Annotated in this window: 23 protein-coding genes; 13 read left to right on the top strand and 10 right to left on the bottom strand. The window is 64.5% G+C overall.

Annotated elements, in window-relative coordinates:
* The first annotated feature begins 12 nt into the window (after positions 1 to 12).
* Positions 13 to 1,050 carry a M48 family metalloprotease gene (locus NMQ09_RS07085; RefSeq protein WP_255193897.1) on the top strand — a complete coding sequence of 346 codons (1,038 nt, stop codon included), beginning with the start codon at positions 13 to 15 and terminating at the stop codon, positions 1,048 to 1,050.
* Positions 1,051 to 1,073: 23 nt separating this feature from the next.
* Here NMQ09_RS07085 and NMQ09_RS07080 read toward each other — a convergent pair whose 3' ends face one another.
* The 3 genes from NMQ09_RS07080 to NMQ09_RS07070 all read right to left on the bottom strand — a co-directional run bounded on the left by NMQ09_RS07080 (position 1,074) and on the right by NMQ09_RS07070 (position 5,173).
* Complete coding sequence (locus tag NMQ09_RS07080; RefSeq protein WP_255193896.1) at positions 1,074 to 2,312, bottom strand: trans-sulfuration enzyme family protein; 1,239 nt, start codon at positions 2,310 to 2,312, stop codon at positions 1,074 to 1,076.
* Positions 2,313 to 2,667: 355 nt separating this feature from the next.
* The gene (locus NMQ09_RS07075; protein ID WP_255193895.1) at positions 2,668 to 3,564 is read right to left on the bottom strand and encodes a serine/threonine-protein kinase RIO2; all 897 of its coding nucleotides are present in this window, start codon (positions 3,562 to 3,564) and stop codon (positions 2,668 to 2,670) included.
* 265 nt (positions 3,565 to 3,829) lie between these two features.
* Positions 3,830 to 5,173 carry an ISH6 family transposase gene (locus NMQ09_RS07070; RefSeq protein WP_255191950.1) on the bottom strand — a complete coding sequence of 448 codons (1,344 nt, stop codon included), beginning with the start codon at positions 5,171 to 5,173 and terminating at the stop codon, positions 3,830 to 3,832.
* A gap of 179 nt (positions 5,174 to 5,352) precedes the next feature.
* Between NMQ09_RS07070 and NMQ09_RS07065 the strand changes: the two genes are divergently transcribed.
* The 3 genes from NMQ09_RS07065 to NMQ09_RS07055 all read left to right on the top strand — a co-directional run bounded on the left by NMQ09_RS07065 (position 5,353) and on the right by NMQ09_RS07055 (position 6,383).
* A complete protein-coding gene (locus tag NMQ09_RS07065) occupies positions 5,353 to 5,640 on the top strand; it encodes an AbrB/MazE/SpoVT family DNA-binding domain-containing protein (protein WP_255193894.1) in 288 nt (95 codons plus the stop codon).
* Positions 5,637 to 6,050 carry a putative toxin-antitoxin system toxin component, PIN family gene (locus NMQ09_RS07060; protein ID WP_255193893.1) on the top strand — a complete coding sequence of 138 codons (414 nt, stop codon included), beginning with the start codon at positions 5,637 to 5,639 and terminating at the stop codon, positions 6,048 to 6,050. The genes NMQ09_RS07065 and NMQ09_RS07060 overlap by 4 nt, the downstream gene beginning before the upstream one ends.
* A gap of 111 nt (positions 6,051 to 6,161) precedes the next feature.
* Positions 6,162 to 6,383, top strand: a complete 222-nt coding sequence (locus tag NMQ09_RS07055; protein ID WP_255193892.1) for a hypothetical protein — start codon at positions 6,162 to 6,164, stop codon at positions 6,381 to 6,383.
* Positions 6,384 to 6,600: 217 nt separating this feature from the next.
* Here NMQ09_RS07055 and NMQ09_RS07050 read toward each other — a convergent pair whose 3' ends face one another.
* Together NMQ09_RS07050 and NMQ09_RS07045 are read right to left on the bottom strand one after the other, a co-directional pair.
* Entirely contained in the window at positions 6,601 to 7,599 is a 999-nt protein-coding gene (locus NMQ09_RS07050) for a transposase (protein ID WP_255193891.1), read from the bottom strand.
* Positions 7,600 to 7,781: 182 nt separating this feature from the next.
* Positions 7,782 to 10,403, bottom strand: a complete 2,622-nt coding sequence (locus NMQ09_RS07045; RefSeq protein ID WP_255193890.1) for a GLUG motif-containing protein — start codon at positions 10,401 to 10,403, stop codon at positions 7,782 to 7,784.
* A 380-nt stretch (positions 10,404 to 10,783) separates the two neighbouring features.
* Here NMQ09_RS07045 and NMQ09_RS07040 point away from each other — a divergent pair, with 380 nt between their 5' ends.
* The 5 genes from NMQ09_RS07040 (at position 10,784) to NMQ09_RS07020 (ending at position 15,135) form a co-directional block, all read left to right on the top strand.
* Positions 10,784 to 11,512, top strand: a complete 729-nt coding sequence (locus NMQ09_RS07040) for a protein sorting system archaetidylserine decarboxylase (RefSeq protein ID WP_255193889.1) — start codon at positions 10,784 to 10,786, stop codon at positions 11,510 to 11,512.
* Positions 11,505 to 12,509, top strand: coding sequence for a hypothetical protein (locus tag NMQ09_RS07035; RefSeq protein ID WP_255193888.1), 1,005 nt, complete (start codon positions 11,505 to 11,507; stop codon positions 12,507 to 12,509). The genes NMQ09_RS07040 and NMQ09_RS07035 overlap by 8 nt, the downstream gene beginning before the upstream one ends.
* A gap of 99 nt (positions 12,510 to 12,608) precedes the next feature.
* Positions 12,609 to 13,595 carry a metal-dependent hydrolase gene (locus NMQ09_RS07030; protein ID WP_255193887.1) on the top strand — a complete coding sequence of 329 codons (987 nt, stop codon included), beginning with the start codon at positions 12,609 to 12,611 and terminating at the stop codon, positions 13,593 to 13,595.
* 146 nt (positions 13,596 to 13,741) lie between these two features.
* Complete coding sequence (locus NMQ09_RS07025) at positions 13,742 to 14,104, top strand: hypothetical protein (RefSeq protein ID WP_255193886.1); 363 nt, start codon at positions 13,742 to 13,744, stop codon at positions 14,102 to 14,104.
* Positions 14,105 to 14,157: 53 nt separating this feature from the next.
* Positions 14,158 to 15,135 (top strand): DUF5787 family protein, encoded by a 978-nt coding sequence (locus NMQ09_RS07020; protein ID WP_255193885.1) that lies wholly within the window; start codon positions 14,158 to 14,160, stop codon positions 15,133 to 15,135.
* Between the two features lie 28 nt (positions 15,136 to 15,163).
* On the opposite strand, the gene NMQ09_RS07015 is transcribed toward NMQ09_RS07020, so the two are convergent.
* The 3 genes from NMQ09_RS07015 to NMQ09_RS07005 form a co-directional block, all read right to left on the bottom strand.
* Positions 15,164 to 15,988 carry an MBL fold metallo-hydrolase gene (locus NMQ09_RS07015; protein WP_255193884.1) on the bottom strand — a complete coding sequence of 275 codons (825 nt, stop codon included), beginning with the start codon at positions 15,986 to 15,988 and terminating at the stop codon, positions 15,164 to 15,166.
* 105 nt (positions 15,989 to 16,093) lie between these two features.
* Complete coding sequence (locus tag NMQ09_RS07010; RefSeq protein ID WP_255193883.1) at positions 16,094 to 16,465, bottom strand: DUF2237 family protein; 372 nt, start codon at positions 16,463 to 16,465, stop codon at positions 16,094 to 16,096.
* Positions 16,466 to 16,533: 68 nt separating this feature from the next.
* Positions 16,534 to 17,934 carry an ATP-binding protein gene (locus NMQ09_RS07005; RefSeq protein WP_255193882.1) on the bottom strand — a complete coding sequence of 467 codons (1,401 nt, stop codon included), beginning with the start codon at positions 17,932 to 17,934 and terminating at the stop codon, positions 16,534 to 16,536.
* 169 nt (positions 17,935 to 18,103) lie between these two features.
* On the opposite strand from NMQ09_RS07005, the gene NMQ09_RS07000 reads away from it, so the two are divergent.
* The 3 genes from NMQ09_RS07000 (at position 18,104) to NMQ09_RS06990 (ending at position 19,388) form a co-directional block, all read left to right on the top strand.
* Positions 18,104 to 18,472 carry a universal stress protein gene (locus NMQ09_RS07000; RefSeq protein WP_255193881.1) on the top strand — a complete coding sequence of 123 codons (369 nt, stop codon included), beginning with the start codon at positions 18,104 to 18,106 and terminating at the stop codon, positions 18,470 to 18,472.
* Between the two features lie 2 nt (positions 18,473 to 18,474).
* Positions 18,475 to 19,041: a GNAT family N-acetyltransferase gene (locus tag NMQ09_RS06995; RefSeq protein WP_255193880.1), complete on the top strand. Its 567-nt coding sequence runs from the start codon at positions 18,475 to 18,477 to the stop codon at positions 19,039 to 19,041.
* An 80-nt stretch (positions 19,042 to 19,121) separates the two neighbouring features.
* Entirely contained in the window at positions 19,122 to 19,388 is a 267-nt protein-coding gene (locus tag NMQ09_RS06990) for a hypothetical protein (RefSeq protein ID WP_255193879.1), read from the top strand.
* A 37-nt stretch (positions 19,389 to 19,425) separates the two neighbouring features.
* Here NMQ09_RS06990 and NMQ09_RS06985 read toward each other — a convergent pair whose 3' ends face one another.
* Positions 19,426 to 19,974 (bottom strand): SprT family zinc-dependent metalloprotease, encoded by a 549-nt coding sequence (locus NMQ09_RS06985; RefSeq protein ID WP_255193878.1) that lies wholly within the window; start codon positions 19,972 to 19,974, stop codon positions 19,426 to 19,428.
* A 128-nt stretch (positions 19,975 to 20,102) separates the two neighbouring features.
* On the opposite strand from NMQ09_RS06985, the gene NMQ09_RS06980 reads away from it, so the two are divergent.
* Positions 20,103 to 21,023: a purine nucleoside permease gene (locus tag NMQ09_RS06980; protein ID WP_255193877.1), complete on the top strand. Its 921-nt coding sequence runs from the start codon at positions 20,103 to 20,105 to the stop codon at positions 21,021 to 21,023.
* A 110-nt stretch (positions 21,024 to 21,133) separates the two neighbouring features.
* On the opposite strand, the gene NMQ09_RS06975 is transcribed toward NMQ09_RS06980, so the two are convergent.
* On the bottom strand, positions 21,134 to 21,928 hold the full coding sequence (locus NMQ09_RS06975) for a 2-amino-3,7-dideoxy-D-threo-hept-6-ulosonate synthase (RefSeq protein WP_255193876.1): 795 nt from the start codon (positions 21,926 to 21,928) through the stop codon (positions 21,134 to 21,136).
* Positions 21,929 to 21,949: the final 21 nt, after the last annotated feature.

Raw genomic sequence — 21,949 nt, 5'->3', positions numbered from 1 at the left:
TATCTACCGCAGATGGCAGGAGACGATCTCACGGCTCGCATGGGCGCCACGCTGGCACTCGTGCTCGCGATCGACCTCGCGTTCGCCCTCGTGCTGGTCGCCCTGCTCGAGCCGTGGCTCGCCCCCCTCCTCGCTGCCCTCGGTATCGGCTCGACGCTCGGTCGGTACGCCCTGCTGATCGCTCTGGTCCTCACTGGACTCGTCTGGGTCCAGCTCCGGTACACCCGACAGGAGCTGCTCGCGGAGGCCGACGCCGAACCGATCACGGCCGAGAGCCACCCCGACCTCCACGCCCGCGTCACCCGCCTCTCGACGCTCGCCGACCTGCGCGTCCCGACGGTCGCCGTCGCCGACACCGACGTCCCCAACAGCTTCGCCGTCGGCGGCCTGCGGTCGGGCACCGTCGTCGTCAGCGAGGGGTTGCTCGAGACGCTCACTGACGACGAACTCGACGCCGTCCTCGCCCACGAACTCGTCCACCTCGCCAACCGCGACGCGGTCGTGATGACCCTCGCGTCGTTTCTCCCCGCGCTCGTGGCGGACGAGTACTCGCCGCTCGAGGAGGCACTCCCCGACGGCACGAAGCCGCTGTTCTGGGGCGCGCTCGCGGTCGGCTGTTACGTCCTCGCCGCGACAGCACTCGGGGTGCCGATCGCCAGCCTCGAGGGACTGGCCCAGTTCGGAATCGCGGTGGCCGTAACCGTCCTGCTCGGCGGCGTCGCGCTTGGGCTGCTCGCTACCCCCGTCGTCTTCCTCAGTCGGGGGCTCTCGCGCCAGCGCGAGTTCGTCGCCGACCGCGACGGCGCCCGGCTCGCCGGTGATCCTGCCGCGCTCGCGAGCGCGCTGGCAACGCTCGACGAGGTCGCCACGCCCCCGAGCGAGGACGCCCGGGTTCGATACCGCGGGCTCGACGGGATGTGTCTGCTCCCTCACGGCTTCGACGACGGAGTCGTCGCCGACGATGGGTTTCACGTCGAGACGCGCTCACATCCCCCGACTGACGAACGGATCGCGCGGCTCCGGGAGCTGGCGGCGAGTCTAGAATCGTAACGGCAGTCTCTCAGCAGACTGGATCAGTCGTCGTCTGCAACGACCGTCTGCCGGTCCAGCGCCTCGAACCCGCGCTCCAGATCGGCCAACAGATCCTCGACTCCCTCGACGCCGACGGAGACCCGAAAGAGCGTGTCGGTGATCCCCAGCTCCTCGCGCTCCTCGCGGGGCAGGGGCTCGTGGGTCATCTTCGCCGGCAGCTCGATGAGGCTCTCGACGCCGCCGACCGAGACGGCCAGGGTGAACTCCTCGAGCGCCTCGACGAACCGCGTTGCGTCCTCGAGCTCGCCCTCGAGTTCGAACGAGAGGATGCCGCCGAAGCCGTCCATCTGCTCACAGGCGAGGTCGTGATCCGGGTGACTCTCGAGGCCGGGGTAGTAGACGGCAGCGACTTCCTCGCGGGTCTCGAGGAACTCGGCGATCGCCATCGCGTTCGCCTCGTGCTGGCGCATCCGCATGGGGAGGGTCTTCAGCCCGCGGAGGGTGAGGTAGCTGTCGAACGGCGAGAGCATGTCGCCGGTACCGACCTGCTGCTGGAAGCAGATCTCCTCTGCGAGCTCGTCGTCGTCGGTGACGACCGCGCCACAGACCGCGTCGGAGTGCCCGTTGAGGTACTTCGTCGCACTGTGGGCGACGACGTCCGCGCCCAGCTCGAGTGGCTGCTGGAAGTACGGGCTCGCGAAGGTGTTGTCGACGCCGAACGTCGCGTCGTGGGCGTCGGCGATCTCGGCGATCGCTTCGATGTCACAGAGGTCGAGTTTGGGGTTCGTCGGCGACTCCATCCAGACGACCGCCGTCTCGTCGGTCGTCGCCGCCTCGACGTTGGCGGTGTCGGTGGCGTCGACGTAGGACACCTCGACGCCGAGTCGCGCCGCGAAGACGCCATCGAGCATTCGCTTGGTCCCAGCGTAGAGGTCGTCGAACGCCACGACGTGATCGCCGGGTTCGACGCTCGAGAGCAGCGTCGTGAAGATGGCTGCTGTCCCCGATGAGAAGGCCATTCCGTGCGCACCGCCCTCGAGCGCCGCGAGGCGCTTCTCGAGGGCGTGACGCGTCGGGTTCGACAGCCGCGAGTAGACGAACTCGCCCGCGTCCGGGTCGATGTCCTCTAAGCTCATGTCGGCATCGAGCCCCGGCAGGGCGAACGTCGATGCCAGGTGGATCGGCGAGGTGACGTCGCCCGCCTCGCTCCCCCGTCGGAAGGGGGTCTCGCCCTCGGTCACCGCGAGCGTCTCGAGTGTGCGATCGTGATCGCGCTCCATGTCTGGGGGCGAGGGTCGATAGGGAGTAATAACTTTCCATGCACCGGTAATAATCACCGGGGCCGAGTATTATTCTCAACTATTGCCGCAGACCGCGGTTCACCACGTCGCGTTCCCGACGATCGATCGACACCACACGTCTCACGCAGTGGCCGGCTCGACAACCCCCCAGCCGTCGCTCGAGGGGGCAAGCGGCCGCTACGGACGGGACGGCCGTCGCCGACGAACACAGATTCCGTATACCGCCATGCGATTTATTCCGTGTGCGACACACCACCGCTGCTCGCGTGCACGACGTGGGGAACAAGTCGGCTCACTCGCCGGATCGCGCCGTTTTCGGACCGTTGGCGGCGGCTTACTCGAGGGAGTCGAACGAGCCGTCCTCGATCGCCGTCGCCACCTGCTCGACGTCGAGGTCGGGGACGTCGCGAGGGTACTTTCGCCGGAAGTAGCCGACGAGGTTGGTCACGTCGCGTCGCAGGAACTCCACAGCGTTCTCGTGATCGGTCGGGACCGCCTGGGGCCAGTCGAAGATCGTGATGCCCGCCTCGCTCACGAAGACGTTGTACTCGCTCATGTCGGCGTGGACGTACCCCTCCTCGTACGCACGCGTGAGTTCTCGCAAGAGTAACTCGAGAACGCCGACGATCTGTTCGTCCTCGAGTTTCGTCCGCGAGAGCTCGACGCCGTCCATCTTCTCCATGACGATGGCGTGGCGATTCTGGTCGATCGGCTGAGGGACGGCCACGTCGGGGTACAGCGCCTCGAGGATCTCGTGCTCGCGCTCGGCGGCCTTGCGCGCGGTGTACATCCAGGAGACGTGGCGCTTCTCCGAGGTGTAATCCCGTTCTTTGTGTACCTCGCGGAAGTTCGTATAGCCCTCGCGGTGGTACTTCAGCGCCAGCGGTTTGTACGAGCGAACCTCGTAGACGTCGCTCTCCTTGCCGACGCCCAGTGGCGAACCGAACTCGGCGATCGTATCCCGCTCGACGAGTGCGCGCAGGGCGAGAGCATCGTAGCCCTCGAACTGGAGGGTGTAGCCCTCGTACTGGATCGTCTTCTTCTCGATCAGCCCCCGCTTGAGACAGCGCTCGAGGCGGTACGCCACCTCCTCGGGCGTGAGTCCCGTGAATTTCGGGAGCTTCTCCCGCTGGACCCACTCCGAGAAGCGCATCCCCTGTTCGACGCCCGAAAGCAGGTAGAAGTCCTCCGTCTCGAGTTCCGGCAGCATGCCGGCGACGTTCCGCACCATGGCGAGCCGTAACCGCCGTGCACGTATAAGGGTCCTGACGGCCGGCAGGCTCGGTTTCACTCGAGTGGCATTCGTTTGGCGCTCACGCGCCCCCGCCGAATTCATAAATCCTATTCTGCGATATAGAACTTGGTGACCTGTGGTCCCTAACTTGACTGTTTAGCGTTCTACAAATCACTAGTTTGCTAACATGATCTTGAATCAGATCCGTGAGTAGCTGTCGTAGGATCGTGAACCGTATTTATTGGTCCCGTCACAAACTCGTCTAGAGTTCGCCTCTGGTAGCGTCAACTGACACCTCCATTGTGATGGCTGTTTTGGCTGATCGCTCGAGCAGTTCGTCGGCGAACGCCGCGAACTGCTCAGGATCGGCATATCTCACGAGATTAAGCCAGAGGAGCGATTCTAGGCCGGATTCTGTCCATCGCATCCACTGGTTTTTACACCGTTTCGAGATTTCTCCCATGGCTCGTTCAACCACGTTCGATGTCCACGGTATCTCTTGTCCCTCGAGCGCGAGTTCGGCGAATGTCACGGTTGCTTGTGCCCATTTTCGGAGGTACGCCGCTGCTTTTGGAGAGTCCTGTTGCTCTAAGCGCCACGCCTCCTTCGTGAGGTTTTCGAGCGTTTGGTCGATCCGCTCGCGGATCGCCAAACGCTCATTCTTCGGTGCGTGAAGCGCAACTGAGTTCTTCAGATGAAACAGGTCGTTAGTGACGTCTGAGGCGATCTCTTTCCGCTTTTCAAGTGGGAAAGTACCGTCCTTCCACAGCTTGTACTTGAGCGTTCGACCAACGTGAACAAGATCGAGCTGGTGAGATCGATAACTGGCTTCGAACGCATCAACGAGGGAGTTTTCGCTGTCACTGACGACCGCAGCGTCGTCAGTGACCGCTTCCTTTTCCTTGAGATCTTCTGCTGTCTCAGCCCACGGTTCGTCCACATTGACGTCTAAGAGCGTGGTTTCCGTGTCGTCACCCTCGGTGATCTGTCCGAGGGTGACGTTGACGTCGTGGTGCGTGCAGTGGTCCTGCTGGCTATGACACTTCGTTCCGTCAGGAACGACAGTGTCTGCGTTCGTCCCAGGAAGCCGATCACGAACGAAGTCACCGAGTTTGCTGCCGTACTCACGGACTCGGCGGTTGATCGTCGTTCTCGAAGGCATCGGAGTGAAGCCGTCGCCGTGGGCGACGGCATCACGAAAGCTGAGCGACGTAGCGAGTTCGGTACTCTGGAGCGAAATATCCTCTTGATAGATGCGCTGCCCGTCGAATTCGATGAGATCTTCGAGAGGGCGGAAGTAGGTAGGATCGTCACCGGTGGCAGCGGTGTCTTTGACGTGATGAAGGGAAAATTCGTGCTCTCCTGCGGTTGTCACAGCTGTTCGTGTTGTGGTTCCGGCGCGCTGGAAACGGCGATCGCCGTTTCCGCGCGCGTGCTTCTCCCCACAGTACGCCTCGACGAGGCGCTCGTCGAGGCTTTTGACAAGCTCCTCGAGGATCGTCGCCTCGAGGTGAAGCTCTGTGAAAGATTCAGCGAGAGTGGCAAGCGGTAGCGTTTTGTCTAAGTCGATGCTAACCGTGACTTGCGCGTCGATTGTGGCGTGCATGGGTCACTTCGGGCTGGATACCAGAGGTGACCCTGTTTCCACAGGAGTCAGTTACGACTCTAGACGAGTTTGGGACACGACCTATTTATTGCCCAGAATGGAGACAACAAACCGACCTCATCAAAGAAAGCTGTTCTGGGGACCGGTAGAGCAGCATATCCACCGATGGATTCAAGACTGTGCGTAAGGAATTCTTACGTGGTATGAGCACGGATGATCCCGAAGTTACGACGGTTACCTCGAAGGGCCAGATCACGATCCCAAGCCGTCTTCGTAAGCAGTTCGGCCTCGAAAAGGGAACGAAGTTGATGGTCGTACCGACCGACTACGGACTCGTCCTGAAAAAGATCGATCTTCCGTCGGTCGAAGAATTCCAGAAACGAGTCGAACAACGTGCTGGAACGGTCGAACTTTCGATGGAGGACGTCGATCAGTTGGTCCACGAAGCGCGGGGCGCTGATGAATGAAGGCAGTTCTAGACACGAACGTCCTTATCTCCTCGGTAATCTCGAAAGGCACTCCTCACAACGTAGTCGTGGCGGGGTTTGAGGGCGAGTATCAGATCGTCGTTTCCGTGGCTACGCTCACGGAGTTTCGAGAGACACTACTCAAATATCCTGATCGGTTTCATATGGATGAGGAAGACGTTCAAAAGGAAGTCGAGACTATCCGCTATTTTGCCGAGTTCGTAGAGCCCGAAAAAGACATCAGAGCGGTTGAAGAAGACCCAGATGATGATAAATTTCTGGAGGCAGCGGTAGCTGGGAACGTTGATTACCTCGTTTCCGGTGACCAACACTTACTTGACTTCGGCTCTTTTCGCGGTATCGAGATCGTCACGCCCCGAGTGTTCTACGACTACCTCCACAATCAGTAAAGATGGCTCACTTTGCACTCACTCGCTCGCACGTCGTTCGCTAATGTGAATAGCTCAAAGAAGCTTTTCAGTTTGAGCCACTTTTATGGGTTGATTTCATGAACATAGCGTATGGCCGCGAATCGGCGCAAGCTCTTGGCGCTCTCGGGTGCAGTACTTGCCAGCCTGTCAGGTTGTCTCGCGGATTTCCCACCTGGTTTAGAGAACGGGAATGAGAAGGAATCAAACCCCGCTTCGTCTGAACACCGAGATGATCCAGATGTCGATGCCAATACCATGGACACGCTCGTTGCGGGGAACACCGAGTTCGCGTTCGACATCATCCGTCTTTAGCTAATACTCAGAGTAATACCGAATAACACCGTTTTGGAGGTGGGTTTCGTCAGTATACGACCGCTGCGGGGCGAAAAAGCAGTCTCTGCATTATCTGTACTGTTGACTCTCAGCCGCATCAGCGGTTCAGCCGCTAGATTCGTTCGACTAATACCATTAAGCATAATTCCGCCACAGAGTATAACCAGCAGTCTTAGAGGGTGTCATACAATTCATCTCATACCACGAGCTTGGTTCGGCCCGGATTTTCGCCCTGTTCGTAGTTCGTGATTGCGACGATCACTCGGAGACACAATCCAAGGAACGCTTGTACTCGCGCATGGACGCGGCCTCGGGCGCGCAGCGTCCCGAGGCCGCAGTCTGAACACGCTCCAAACGTTCGCTCAACTTGCGTTCGTCGCTTGTATGTCTCAGCGAGGATCGAACGCTTGAGCGTCACATCCTCGGTGAATTCGCTGATTCGGTTTTCGACGCGGTATTCGATATCGAGCGGTTCGCTGGTGTTTCGTGGGTTGTACGGGGCGATCGGCACGACTCCTGCTTCCAGCAGGAAGTCGTGCCAATCGAGGATGTCGTAGCCACTGTCTCCAAGCATCCAGATCGGCTGTTTGACGGCGAGCGCGTCACGTGTGACGCGCATCGCCGTCTCCTTCGAGGCCTGTTTCGCCTGCGTAAACTCCGCTGCAATCGGAATCTTTGGCCCTGCCGAAACAATCGTGAGACCGAACCCGTAGTAGTAGGCTTCGGCCGTTGGATCGTAGTTCCACGACGCGTCATCGTTCCACGCAAGGGCTTCGAGATCGGTTGAATCGATCCGGAAGGTAGAGTCGAGCAGGCCGCAGGTAGCGGCCTGCTCGACGAGGCGACTGAACACGTCGTCAACGACCAGTCCGAGGTCAGTGAGGAAGCGATCGACCGCGTCTCTCGACGGCGGTCGATCGAACCCACAGCTGAGCCAGACGGCCGTGTTTTGGAGTTCTCGGGTGACAGGACGAGGCCCGTAGATTCCCTTGTAGTAGCAGTGAAGAAAGCCTTTGAACAGTTCTGGCGGGTGATGATCTCGTGTTCGCCCCCGACGAGCGGGGGCGAACACGTCATACTCGCTGAGAAAGTCAAAGTCGAGGTACTCAAAGAGCGGAAGTGTCTCGACAGCCACGAGATTAAAGAACTCGTCTATCCAAGGCTCATCTTGCAGGGTTTGAGTGCTGCTGGACACGGCTTCTCAACCCTGCCCTTTCGTGTGCGACGTATTCTATGACACCCTCGTCTTAGCTAAAGACGAATGGTCCTCCCGGGTAACACCCGCGCAGATCGTGATTTCGCCTCGTGGGTCGGTGCCGATGGGGCCCGGTGCAGCAGCCAACCGGGACCGTCTCACTGTGGTGAGACGCCGGTCGATCAGTCGACTGGGTCGCCGCTTCGCCAGGCGTCGATCACGTCTCGCAGCAGGTCGGTGTCGATCACGCCGCTACGCCAGTCGTCGATGGCGTCCCGAAGGCCGTCGGTTTCGACGACGTCGTCGTCGTTCGTATACTCACCAAGTTGCGGCTCGCCGGAACCAGGTCCGACGGTCAGCGTCCCGCTGGCCTGGTCGGTGTCCGTGGCGACGGTATAGGTGTACTCGCCCTCGAGTCCGTCGGTGTCGATGGCGTCCTCTCCGTCGAACGTGATCGTCTCGTTCTCGATCAACCCGAGTTCGACCTCGGTCGTCGCCACGGAGTCGTCCTCGAGGCGGAGTTCGACCGTGCTGGTGATCTCGAGGGGTTCCGGATTCTCCACCGTTGCGGTGACGGGCACGGCGTCACCAGCGTCGACCGTCGTCTCCTCGGGATCGAGGGACGTGACGCCGATGATGTCGACCTCCCACGCCAGTGTCGGGTAGTCGTCGGGGATCGTCGCCCAGGTCGATGGGGCGTTGAAGTCGAGCCCCTCCGCGTTGTCGGTGGCGTTCTCGCCCGTCAGCTGGGCGGTGTCGAGTTCGGTGGCGCCGTCGTCTCCGAGGCCGACGCCGTCGAGGGACGGGTTGTCGACCGTCTCACCGTCCCAGTAGACGCCCTCGAGTGAGCCATCGTTCTCACCTGCGAACCCGCCGACTGGATCGCCACCACTGACGCTCCCGATCGAGTACGAGGATTCGATGGTCCCGTTGTTCACGGCGACGGCGCCGCCGACGGACTCGGTTCCGGAGACGTCACCGGTCGCATAGGTGTGGGTCACGGTACCGTCGACGTTCGAACCGACGAGACCGCCAGCGTGCTCCTCTCCGAAAACGATCGCACTCGTGTACGACTCTTCGATCGTGGATTCCTCGTTGTGCCCGACGAGTCCGCCAGCCACTTTGACCTCGCTGAAGACGAGCCCGCTGCTCGTAGACTCGAGGATCTCACCTCCTTCTGCGTTCACGCCGGTGACCCCTCCTACGTAGTCGTCTCCGATGACCGTGGCGTCGGCTGTAGACGCCTCGACGGTGCCCTCATTCCTGCCGACGAGGCCTCCCACGAACGCCTCACCGGTCACCGTCACCGCCTCCATCGTGACGTTTCGAATCGTCCCCTCGTTAGCTCCGAACAGACCGACGTTAAACTCGTCCTCTCGATCGATGTACAGTCCGTCGATCACGTACCCATTCCCGTCGAACGCTCCTTCGAACGGGGTCGAACCGTCCGATCCGATGGGATCGAATCCGGCCCCGTCGTCTGCGTTCTCGCTCGCGATATCGTCGTAGCCGTCGGTTTCCGAATCGAGGTCGCCGATCAACGTATAGTTCGCCTCGAGTTCGTATCGAGCGTTCTCGAGGTGGTGCCAGGTTTCGATCTCGTAGGGAGTGGCTTCGCTCCCGTCGCCGCCGGCGAAGCGCTCCTCGTAGCCAGGTGCCGGCTCCTGTGGGTTTTGGCTGAGGAAGGGATACGAGACGACGGTGCCCTCATCGATGACGTCCCACGTTCCTGGGAACGAGAGATTCATGTTGGCAGTCGCCTCCGAACCGGTCATCTCGTAGGTGGTGAGTCCGTAACGGTCCGGAACCCCGCTCGAGGAGTGCTGACCGGTCGTTTCGCGGTCCCAGTAGGAATCGGTCACGTGGCCAATCTCGTGTCTCCCAATGAGCCCACCGAAGTCGGTTCCGTTGCCGGTGACGGTGCCAGTCGCGTACGACTGATCCACGTTGCCAAAGTTCCCCCCAATAAGCCCCCCGGAGTCGGTTCCGTTGCCGGTGACGGTGCCAGTCGCGTACGACTGATCCACGTTGCCAAAGTTCCCCCCAATAAGCCCCCCGAATTCGGTTCCGTTGCCGGTGACGGTGCCAGTCGCGTACGACTGATCCACGTTGCCAAAGTTCCGCCCAATAAGCCCGCCGACCCAAAACGATTGGCCAGTGACGGTGCCAGTCGCGTACGACTGATCCACGTCGGCATAGTTCTCTCCGACGAGCCCACCGACGCGGTCTCCGTTGCCAGTGACGGTGCCGGTCGCGTACGACTCGCGCACCTCGCCGTCGTGGTCGTGGTATCCGGCGAGTGCACCAACGCGTGAGTCACCCTCGATCGATACCGACTCGAGGCCGACGCGTTCGACGGTTCCCTCGGTGACCCCGAACAGACCGACGAGGAACGACTCGCTTCGGTCGATGGTGAGTCCCTCGATGGTGTGACCGTCGCCGTCGAAGGTGCCCGCGAAGCGTTCGTCCTCGTCGCCGATCGGGGAGAAGCCGTCTCCGCCGTTCCAGGTTGCCGTCGCGCTCGCGTCGACGTCTGCCCCGAGGACGTAGTCGGCCTCGAGGTCACCTGCGACCGCCTGCAACTCCGTGACGTTCGTGACGACGTACGGATCGTCGGCGGAGCCGTCGCCCGCCATGTGCTCGAGGATATCCTCGTAGTCGTCCGGATCGGGGGCGCCGTCGGCCTCGTCGGCCACGACGACTCCCGGGGCGACCGTCAGTCCGACCGCTACCAGAGCCAGTACGGTGACGATGGCAGCGGTGAACCCCAGTGCTCGAGTGATATCCGGCGTTCGATCATTCAAACCGACCGAACGCGACGATCTCGATTCGACTGTACGAACCCTCTCGTTCATGTGACCATCATTGATTCAAGTAGTTATAGTGTTGTTCTGTAATAGAATACTGTATTAAAATTTACAACGGACAAGCGTCGCGAAGCCGAAGTCGTCGGATGAGTGAGCCGGTTTGACAGGCAGAGCAGCCCAACACCTCGAGTTCGTTGTACGGCTCGAATACAGCCGGCTCCGACGGGAACGGCCCGCTGACGATTCAGCAGCGTCGCCAGCGCCGAAGCGGTGGTCGGCGCTCGGCGTAGTCCGACCCGTGTGTAGCCGCCGACAACCAGCACTCGGTTGCAAACTATCCCGAAACGGCCAAAGGACCACCCCACGTCTCTCGCGACATGAAGTTCGCGCCCGGGGCCTGGCGGTACGCCATCGTCCCGTTGCTCGCCGCGCCGTTCGCCCTCATCTTCAGCGTCACGGCGAGCGTCCTCGCACTCGCCCTCGGAGCGTTCGTCCTCCTCTTTTTTCGCGATCCCGAGCGGACGCCACCGCCCACCGGCGTCGTCTCGCCGGCTGACGGGACGGTCTCCGTTCGCCGTGAAGAAGAGGAGCAGGTCCGCCTCGGCGTCTTCATGAACGTCTGGCACGTCCACGTCGTCCGGGCACCGTTCGATGGCGTAGTCGAGTCGGTCGAGCACGTTCCGGGTGCACACAAGCCAGCGTTCTCGAAAGACTCCGACCGAAACGAACGGGTCCACGTCCGCTTCGCGCCCGAAGATCCGGCGGACGGTCCCGGGAGCGAGCACGACGTTACCGACGCACTCACGGGTCCTCGAGAAGTCACGCTCGTCGCAGGGGCGTTCGCCCGTCGCATTTACCCGTACGTCGAACCGGGAGACGAACTCGAGCGCGGCGATCGGATCGGTCACATCGCGTTCGGAAGCCGCGTCGACGTCTGTGTTCCACGCACGGTCAACTGTGAAGAGTTCGCGGTCGACCTCGGCGAGTCGGTGACGGCCGGTGAGACGGTCGTTCTCGAGACCGCCCGTCCATCCGTCGGTTCGGTCGACGACGGTAGTGACGAAACGACTTTGCCCGACGACGATGAATCCAGAAAGCGTGACTGACGTCGAACTGACCCGTCGCCAGCTACTCGCGGGAGCCGTCGGTGGCGGGGCGACTGTCGGAAGCGGTGTGGCGATCTACAACGTCTTTCTCGGCTACGACCGCTTCACGGGAACGAACCTGACGATCCAGGACCTCGACTCGGTCGTCTCCGGCGGACTTTCCCCATCGGGCGAGCACGTCGCAACCGCCGAGGACTACCGGATCGAACAGCACGACGGAGTCATCTCGGTCCGGGACGACGAGCGGATCGCCGAGTTCGACCCGGCCGCCGACGATCCTGTCGACGCCGCCACCGTCGACGACGACCTCGAGCTCGAGGGCGGGCCGCTCGAGGAACTCGTCGCCGACCTCGCGGCGCTCGAAGCGGGGGAGGTTCGGTTCGTCTACGACCAGTCCCCGGCGTTCTTCGACCGGCTCGAGTCCGAATCGACGCGACCGTTCACGGCGTCGGCGCTTCGGGGCCGACGGATCGCGGCGGTCGACCCCGGCCTCGTCGAGACGTTCGCGGGCGTCGATCCGGCCGACACCCGGGCGCTCGTCACGGGGCTGGCCGAAGGCTTCCGCGAGTACTCCTCGTACGACGTGGCCCGGTACGTGGCGGGATCGATCGAGGACAACGTCATCTTCGGGCGTCGTGACCTTCGCCGTCACTTCGAGTCGCCGGCGGACTTCGAAGCGCTCGTGGCCGGGGAGAACGACGGGCTCTTTTGCACCGAGTTGACCCGTCGTGCGATGGAAGCGTTTCACGCCATCCCCGCTCCCGAGCAGACCCACCCGGTGTTCACGGGATACGTCTGTGACTACCGGCACAAACACTACTACCTGCTCCTCGCGAGCGTCCGCCGGGTCGACGGCGAACTCGTGATCCCGGTCACGTTTCTCGATTACATGTACTCGACGCTGTACGACGACTTCCGCGTCCGGTGGGCCCTCGGTGAGGGGATCGAAGCGTACGACAGTCGTCACCGCGCCGACGAAATTCGCTGGTACGGCTGAACCGTGTCGGCGGGAGCGGCCGAGACCGGGTCGCCATCCGACCGCCGACCCCGGCCGATCGATAACTACAGAACACTCGAGTGAGGACACCCGGCATCGATGTACCTCGGACACGCACTGCTCGCGTTCGCGCTCGCGGCGCCCGTCGCGCGGTGGGCCGGCCTCGAGCGTCGGCGAGCACTCCTGGTCGGCGTGGTCGCGGGCGTGTACGGAATGGTTCCCGACATCGACATGTGGCACACGGTCTACGTGATCGCGCGGGCCGGGCCGACGAACGTCTTCCCCACGACGGAGTACGTCTGGCCGGAGTCGTGGATCGTCCACCGGACGTTGACTCACTCGCTGCTCACCGGCGGGCTCGCCGTGCTCGTCGTCTTCGGATTTTCAGACGCCTACCGCCGCCGGACGACGACACCGCTCTGGAGCGCCGCTCTGCCGGCGATCGGCTCGATGCTGCTGATTGGGCTCCTCGTGGCGGTCGCGCTCTCGACCGACGAACTGCTCGGGCTCGTGACGATGGGGCTCTTCCTTGGCGCCTCACTCGCGGTCGCGTGGTGGGCGCTTCGGCGGGGACTAACCCCGCTCGAGGTCAGTGGGGCCGCCGCGGTCGGAATCCTCTCACATCCCTTCGGCGACGTCTGGATGGGGCATCCGCCGGCGTTCCTCTACCCGCTGTCGTCCGAGCCGCCGATCGACCGGCTCTACTTCTCGGCCGAGCCGACGTACAACCTGCTCGTCGCGTTCGGCATCGAAGTCACACTCGGCATCGTGGCGGCGCTCGTCGCCGTCCGGCTGACTGGGCGCACCGTTCGCGAAACGATGCATCCGGTCGCACTCGCCGGATTCGGCTACGCCGGCGCCGTCTCGTTCGTCCCGCCGCCGACGTTCCAGCTGGCGTACGGGTTCGCCGCCGGCGTCGTCGCCGTGGGGTCGATTCTCGGCGCCGTCGCCACCGTCCACCGGGTTCCGAATCTCCACGCGCGACCTCGAGACGCGATCGCCGTCTGGGGCGTCACCGCGCTCGTGGCCGCGTGCTGCTGTCTACTGGGGTACGCAGCGGCGTACTCGGTGATGAGTCCGGCCTGAGTCGGACGACGCATCGCAGCGACGTCCACGGTGATCGCGGGAACCGTCCGTGAACGTACTGAAGCGAATTTCTGTACGGCCGCGTACAGAAGTGTTTTTCAGATTACACTTATTGGCGTACCACCCCTCCGTTCACTCGAAGGCCGATGGACCCGATCACCCCACCCCCGTCTCCCCCCGGATCGAAGAACGAACGGAGCCTCGCTACCGAAGCAGCCGTCTCGCTGCTGACGACCGTCTCGCTCGTCGCCGGCATCCTCGGTGCGGCTACAGTGGCCAACGCACTCCCGTGGCCGTCGCCGGTGCTCGTTCCGGTCGCTCTCCTCGTGGGCTTCGGACTCGCGCTCGCGATTCCCCTCGCCACGAGTCGAGTCGGTCGACTGCTCCTCGCTCGACTCGAACAACCCACCCGTGACGCCCCTCGAGCGGACGATGAGCCGCCCGAACGACTCGACCGCCGCCGGTTCGACGGGGTGGATCACGGCCACCTCGGCGGACCGGATCGCTAAATCGGCGTCGTCGAACCCGCGCGCTTTTCACCCGCTCGGCCCTCTCTCCTGCCGTGAGCGAGTTCGCGTTCGAACTCGAGCTGTGTGCCACACTCGAGGAGCGTCGCGACGGAATCCTCGCCCGGCAACTCGGCGCGAGCGTCGCGAACCCGGGCGGGCGGATCCTCGACGTGATCTGCGTCGAGCCGGGTCCCGAGTTCGACGAGCGCGTCGCGATCACGGACGCCTCGATTCCCGACGCGGCGATCGAGTCGGCCGTCGGCCCCGGCCGGGCCCGGTACTGGAAGGACGCCTTCGACTGTCACCCCGAGGCGGCCCGCCGGGCCACCGAGCGCGCCCTCGAGATCGGCTTCTTCGAGGCCGAGCGACGCAACGGCCGCGAGTACGTCCGACAGGTCGCGCGCTACCCGGAGTGGTTCGGCCGACTCGTCGGGATCGAGAACAAACCCGACCTCGGCCGGCCGGGCGACCTCGAGTTCCAGCTGCGAACCGACGTCAGCCTCGCGCTCGTCGACGAGGCGATCCTCGCGACCGAGAGCTACGTGACGAGAGCGCACCTCAACCGCATTCCCGACGAGGTGGGCGTCTGGCGGATCCACCGCGACGGCGACGGTCCCCTCGAGATCGACGTCGTTCGCGAACCGACGCCGCTTCCCGTCGACGAGCCCGGAGTCGAACCGCTCGAGGACCACCCCGTCCGAACTGACATCGCCGTCGTCTCGCCGGCGGAAAAAGCGCGTGCCCGCCGCCGGCTGGCCGAACGCGCCTACGGGAAGGGGTGGCGAACGTTCGCGTTTCCTGGCTGTCGGGCCTGCACCCCCGACGACTCGAGCGGCGCGACGCTGCCGTTCTGTGCGTGGAAGGGGCGGGTCGTCGACGCGGGCGCCGAGTGCGGGCCGGACTGTGACGGGTACGAGCCCGGCGATAGCCCCGACGTCGATCTCGAGGCCGAGCGCGATCGCCAAACGCTGTGGGTCGCCGATCCGGCGGGGAAAAAACGGCGGCAGTCTGGCCTCGATCGGTTCAGCTGAGAAAACGCACGCCGGGGGCTACACCCGATCAGAGTACGTACTCCTCGCCGTCAACGGCGAGTGGCTCCTCGAACGCCTCGTCGGCCGGGTAGTAGTGGGCGACGTGGACCAGCCTGACCTCGCTCGCGTTCAGCTCCTCGGCGAGCGAGAGCGCCCCTTCTCGAGTCATGTGTTTTCGGCCGAACGTCCGCGGCGTGCCCTCGGCGTCCTCGTGGCGGCCGCCGGCTGGGTGGTACGAACAGAGGTGGGCAGGGACGATCGCGTCGGCGAGCAGCAGGTCGGGGTCGGCGAGCGCCTCCCGGGATGGCTCGGGGATGGCGTAGCTCGTGTCGCCCGTGATCGACAGCTTCGCGCCCGTCTCCGGCTCCTCGATCGTCAGCCCGTAGCAGACGAGCGGCGGGTGATCGACCGGCACCAGCGTCACGTCGAACCCGCAAACCCGGGTCAGCTCGAGCGGCGTCGTCGGGTGGACCGCCACCGCGTCGAGGTAGTGGTAGTCTTCGGCCACGGTCTCGGCGACGCTCTGGCCGGTCTCGGGGTCGGTCTCGTCGGCCGCGAGCACCTCGAGCGTGTCGACGAGTCGGAAGACGTTGCCTAGCCCGTCGAGGTGGTCGAAGTGAACGTGTGTGATGATCGCGGCGTCCGGCAGGGGAACCTCGTCGCGGAGGAACTGGTACCGAAAGTCGGGGCTGGCGTCGACGAGGAGGGCTTCGCCCGTTCGCTCGTTCTCGACGTGGACCGAAAAGCGCGTGCGCTCGAGGCCTCGTTCGCGGGCGGCCGTACAGGTGTCACAGTCACAGCCGACGGTCGGCGTCCCCGTCGTGTCACCGGTGCCGAGCAGCGTGACGCGCATCCTCACCCGTCACCCCGTGGTGCTCCTCCCACGTCCTCGCGACGGCGCGACTCGTTCATGTCGGCCCCGTTGGGTGGCAGATCATAAGGGTGTTACTCGAGCCCACTACCCGCCGTCGTACTCGTGTTCGCGGAGGACGTCCGGCTCGACGTCGCGCAACACCGCCTCGTGGGTCGCCTCGAGCACGATTGGTGGTGCGCGCCCTGCCTCGACAGCCTCGAGCCACCGTTCGAGACAGAGACACCAGCGGTCGTCCGGCTCGAGTCCAGGGAAGTCGAACTCGGGACGGGGCGTGATGAGGTCGTTGCCCCGCGCCCGGGAGAACGCGAGGAACTCCTCGGTCATCACGGCACAGAGCTCGTGGCGACCCCGGTCCGAGTCGACGCGTCGGCAGCAGCCGTCGCGCAGGTACCCCGTCGTCGGATCGGTGCTGCAGGGCTCGAGTTCGGTCCCGAAGACGTTCCGGTCGGCGGTCATGGGCTCGAGTGGGGACGGTGTGGGCAAAAGGGTGGCGACGTGGGCGGGCGCGGTGAGCCGCCGTGCGGTCAGTGGTCGTGCGAGTGATCGTGGTCGTGGTCGTGCCCGTCGCCACTCGCCGCACCGAGGTCGCCGCCGGCGACGAGCGCCTCGTGGTCGCCCTCGATCATATCCATGTTCTTTAAGTTGTCTCGCTCCTCGAAGTCAGCGACGGCCTCGAGGAGGTCTTCCTGGGTGAGCGTCGTCCGATCTTCGGTGAGCGCCTCGAGGACGGCTTCCCGGAGCACCATCCGAAGGTCGCTGCCGGTGAGCCCCTCGGTGGCCTCGGCGATGGCGGCGGGGTCGAACTCCTCGATGTCCATCGTCCGGGTGATGATCCGGAGGATGTCCGCGCGCATGATGCCGTCCGGTTTGGGGAAGTTGACGATCTCGTCGAAGCGTCGCCAGGCGGCGGCGTCGAGCTGGTCGGGGTGGTTGGTCGCGCCGATGAGTAAGACGTCGTCCTGGATCAGCGAGACGTCGTCGATGCTCTTGAGCAGGGTGTTGACGGCGCGTTTGAGTGCGGCGTGTTCGTCGCTGCGTCGCGTTTTGGCGACGAAGTCGAACTCGTCGATGAAGAGGATACACGGCGAGAGCCGTTTGGCGACCTCGAACGTCTTGTCGACGTTCTTCGCCGTCTCTCCGAGGTACTGGGAGGTGATCATCGAGAGCTTGACCTCGACGAACGGGAGATCCATGTCCCGGGCCAGCGCCCGCGCGGTCGACGTCTTGCCGGTGCCCGGCGGCCCGACGAACAGCAGCTTGCCGATCTCGCGCAGCCCGATGTCGGCCAAGTAGTCGCGGTGTTCGATCGCCTTCGCGATCTTCTCGATCTCGAGTTCCTGGTCGTCGGTCAACACGAGGTCGTCGAGCGTGATCTCGACCTCCTCGGGCGCCCGAACCTCGACTAAGTCGAGCATCTCCTGGTCGTCCTCGTCGTCACCGAAGTACTCCTCGAGGAGGCCGTCGATCCAGACGCGGTCGGCCTGGATGGGGCGGTTCGCCTCACGCGCAACCTCGTAGTCGAGGTCGAACGCTTCGTGGTCCTCGAAGTGCTTCGCGAGCGTCGGGTTGGCCATCAGTCGCTCCTCGTCGGCGCGCTCTGTGAACCAGCGTTCGGCTAGCTCGCGTTCGGTGAGCTTGATTGCTCCCGAGAACTCGTCCCGATCGGTGAACATCAGCCCGGAGACGGCCTCCCAGGGCTGGTCGATGCCGGTCGCCTGTCGAGCCGTGCCAGTCGTCGCCGAGAGGGGGCGTTCGATGCCGCGCCGTCGGGATCGGTCGTCGTTCGGTCCGTCGTTCCCGCCGGTTCCGGTCCAGTAGACGCGGCGAATTGCCGGCGGCAAGTCGTTCTCGTCCAGCGATCTGTCGTCGGAGTAGACGCTCGTTGTGAGCAGAAATTCGACGACGTCGAGCGTCTCGTCACTCATTCCACGGAACTTTTCGCCACACCGTCTTAACGTCGTCGTCCCACGCAAGGGATGGTCGCTGTTGACACAGTTCGAGCGCCGATCGCGGAGGCGGGCGTGGGCACGACCGGCGCGGACTCCCGTCTCTGACCGGCGCAATTATTTTCCTCCGTCGGCTCACACTCGGCCTATGGACGTCTTACTCGGAATCGTCGGCAGCGACGAATCGATGCGAGCGCTACGGGAGACGATCGACCGGACACAGGAGGCGGGCGACGACCTCACGGTCGCGATCGTCGAGAAGCCAGAGACGGGACGGTCCCCGACCGAGATCCGCGACGAGGCCGAAACGCTGCTCGAGGAGGCCGGGATCGACGCCGCGTTCGAGACGCTCGAGGGCGATCCAGGCAGCGCCCTCGTCGAGTTCGCCGAGCGAGGCGAGTTCGACCAGCTGGTAATCGGCGGCGGCAAACAGAGTCCGATGGGGAAGATTCGGATCGGGCCGATCACGGAGTTCGTCCTGTTGAACGCGACGACGTCGGTCAAACTGGTTCGATGACGATGACGGCGACGCGCCTCTACCCCGACGACACGGCCGGCCCGTTCCCGTCACCGCCCACGCGATTCACCGACGGTGAAGGGCGCTCGATCGAGGTCCGCTCGCTCGAGGAGGGTGACGAGCGACAGGTCGACGCCCTCGTCGAGATGTACGACGAGTTCGATCCCGCAGACCGCGCACAGGGCATCCCGCCGACCGGCGAGAAGCGGATCCGCGACTGGCTCGAGCCGATCTTCGCCGGCGGCGTCAACGTCGTCGCCCTCGAGGACGACGCCGTCGCCGGCCACGCCACGCTCGTCCCCGACGCCGACGATCCGGACGCGATCGACGACCTCGGCGACGTCGAGTGGGAGCTCGCGATCTTCGTCCACCAGCGCTACCAGCAAGCCGGCATCGGCACCCAGCTGCTCGAGCACCTCCTCGGCTACGCGAGCGACCGCGGGATCGAACACGTCTGGCTCACGGTCGAGCGGTGGAACGGTCCCGCCATCGCCCTGTACGAGAACGTCGGGTTCGAACTCTGTGGCACCGAGAGCTTCGAACAGGAGATGGCCATTCGAATCGGGTAGTCGAATCGCGGCTGCGTGAACCGATACCTCCCGTCGAGGCACCCAACACCGTTAACCGCCGTGGGGTCGTCTCTCACGACATGAGTTGGCACTGCCGCCTGTACGGCCATCAGTGGCGACATCCCGGCGAGTACGAGGTACTCCTCGTGGACGATCGCGTGCCGGCGTACCCGTTCCAGTGTGCCGTCTGTGAGACCGAGATGCTCCGAGGCGCCGACGGTTCTGAGCTCCATCCGGAAACGATCTCGACGACCCCGGAGCCGGACCTCGAGTCCGAAGCCGAGCCGGAACTCGAGTCCGAAACTGACCCAGAACTCGACGCCGGAGGCGAGCTGGAGGGCGAGTGAATCGGCCGTCAAAGCTCCTTCCACAGCGAAACTCCGGTCACCACCGGTTGTCCAGCGCCGACTTCGTGCCACCGTACCCGCTCGCACACGTCCACGTCCGTCCGCTGTCGACGTGTTCGACCTCGTAGTCGCCACCACAGGAGCCACAGCGGTAGCGTTCCGGCGTGCGAACGGGCTTTGACGCCCGGTGGCGGCCGGCGCGCCAGTCGCAGTCGAGACACCGCAGGACGTACCGCGGCCGGGCGAACGCCTCGCAGTGACGCGGCGCGTCGATCCGCGCCGCCTGCTCGCGAAACCGCGGGCCGTGCCCCGACTCGCCGAAGCGCTGGAACTCCCAGGCGTGGACGAGCTCGTGACGGACCACCGCTGCGAACGCCTCCGGGTCGTAGGCCTCGTACGCCTGCCGAGTGAGGACGATCGTCGCGATCTCGCGCTCGGCGTCCCACCGGCAGGCACCCGCCCGCCGCCGGGCACGGCTCGAGACGGCCCACTCGACGCGCTCGAGGTCGACGTCGATGTCGACCGATCGGGCGTGGACGCGCGCCTCAGCAATGATCGCCTCCTCGACCGGGACGTCGGCGGTCACGGTCGGGCGATCGAACGGGGCCGAAGTAACCGTTTCGGCTCCGCCGAACAACTGCGCCGATCGCTCGAGACAGCAACCCGCCCCCGCAGACCGAGGATACTTCTCGCCGTCGCGCGGAGGCACGACCGATGACGGACCTCGACCTTCCGGAACCACGATCGCCCGAGCCCCACGACCCCGTCCGCCCGTCGGCACTCGTCCTCCCAGCGGTCGCGTTCGACCCACCGCTCGACGAACGGCGGCCGTGGCTCGAGCGCAACGAGTTCGTCGACGCCCTCGCGGTGCCCGGTGCCGACTCACCGGTCTACCTGACCGAAACGGGCGTCGCCGTCACGACGACCGGACTCGGCAAGCGCGAGGCGGCGACGACCGTCACCAGCCTGCTGACGAACCCGGGGATCGACCTCGAGTCGGCGTACGTCGTCTCTGCGGGCATCGCGGGTGCGTCGCCGGCGACGGCGGCGCTCGGCTCCGTGTTCGTCGCCGACGCGATCCTCGACTGGGATCGAAAACACCGCTGGGGACGCGACGGAGACCACTCGTGGATCGACGTCCTCACCTACCAGCCCGAGAACGCCGTCACCCACCTGAACGGCGAACTCGTCGACGCCGCAGTCGCCGCCGCGGACGGGGTCGGCCTGTCCGTAGACGAGACCGCCCGCGAGTACCAGCGACGGTATCCGGACGCGGGCGACGACGCGCCTGCCGTCGCCGTCGGGACGACGGTCACTGGCGACGAGTTCTGGCACGGCGCGGGCGTCGCCCGCCAGGTCGAGTGGCTCTGTGAGGCCTACGACGTCGCCCCCTACGCGACGACCCAGATGGAAGACGCCGCGACGGCGACCGCCCTCGAGCGATTCGGACTCCTCGAGCGCTACCTGAGCGTCCGCGCCGTCGCGAACTACGATCGACCCGCGCCGGACCAGTCGGTCGACGAGAGCTTCGAGGGCGTCCCCGAAAGTCTCGAACTGGCCGTCGAAAACGCCGCGAACGTCGGCTCGGCGGTGGTCGAGCACCTCATCGAGCGCGATCCGCTCGGGATTCGGTGAGTCGGTCGGCGAGAATTGCGAGAACGGTAGCCATACGGATCATTGTAACGTGTTACCGGTGATCGCTCGAACGGGCGGCGATCACCGGTAACGAATCACAATAGACCGTATCAGGCCTCGAGCGCGAGCCCGGCCTCGGCGAGCGCCTCGTCGGTCTCGAGGTCGTCGTGGACGACGCCGGAAACGGCGCGGGCGATCGCTTCGGGCTCTTCGTGCTGGAAGATCGACCGTCCCATCGAGACGCCCGCGCCGCCGGCGTCCATCGCGCCGCGGACCATCTCGATCGTCTCGCGGTCGGTGCCCCGGGAGCCGCCGGCGATCACGACCGGCAGACGGGTGGAGTCGACGACGTACTCGAAGCTCTCGGCGTCGCCGCTGTAGCCGGTCTTGACGACGTGGGCGCCGACTTCCTCGGCGAGACGGACGGCGTGACCGAGCGCCTCGGGGTCGTCACCCTCGACGTCGGGGCCACGGGCGTAGGCCATCGCGAGGACGGGGATGCCGTACCGGGCGGCGTCGGCGGTAATCTCGGAGAGCCAGGTGAGCTGTTCGGGTTCGTAGTTCGAGCCGACGTTGATGTGAAAGGAGACGGCGTCGGCGCCGACCTGGATGGCCTCCTCGACCGTGCCGGTCATGCGCTTGTCGTTCGAGTCCGGGCCGATCGAGGTCGAGGCGTTGAGGTGGACGATGTAGCCCTTCTCGTTCTTGTTCGGGTGGACGCGCGGGGCGATTCCTTTCTGTGTCAGTACGGCGTCCGCGCCGCCGCGTGTCACCGCGTCGATCGTCGATTCGATGTCGCGCAGTCCCGTGACTGCTCCGAGCGTGATGCCGTGGTCCATCGGGACGATGAGGTACTTTCCGTCGGTTCCGATCCGGTCGAGTCGTGCGTCGAGTCCTGCGTTCATGATGAGAGAGGGTAGCAAGCT

This window comes from Natronobeatus ordinarius (assembly GCF_024362485.1).
Taxonomy (GTDB): domain Archaea; phylum Halobacteriota; class Halobacteria; order Halobacteriales; family Natrialbaceae; genus Natronobeatus; species Natronobeatus ordinarius.
This window is presented reverse-complemented; position numbering and strand designations above follow the sequence as displayed.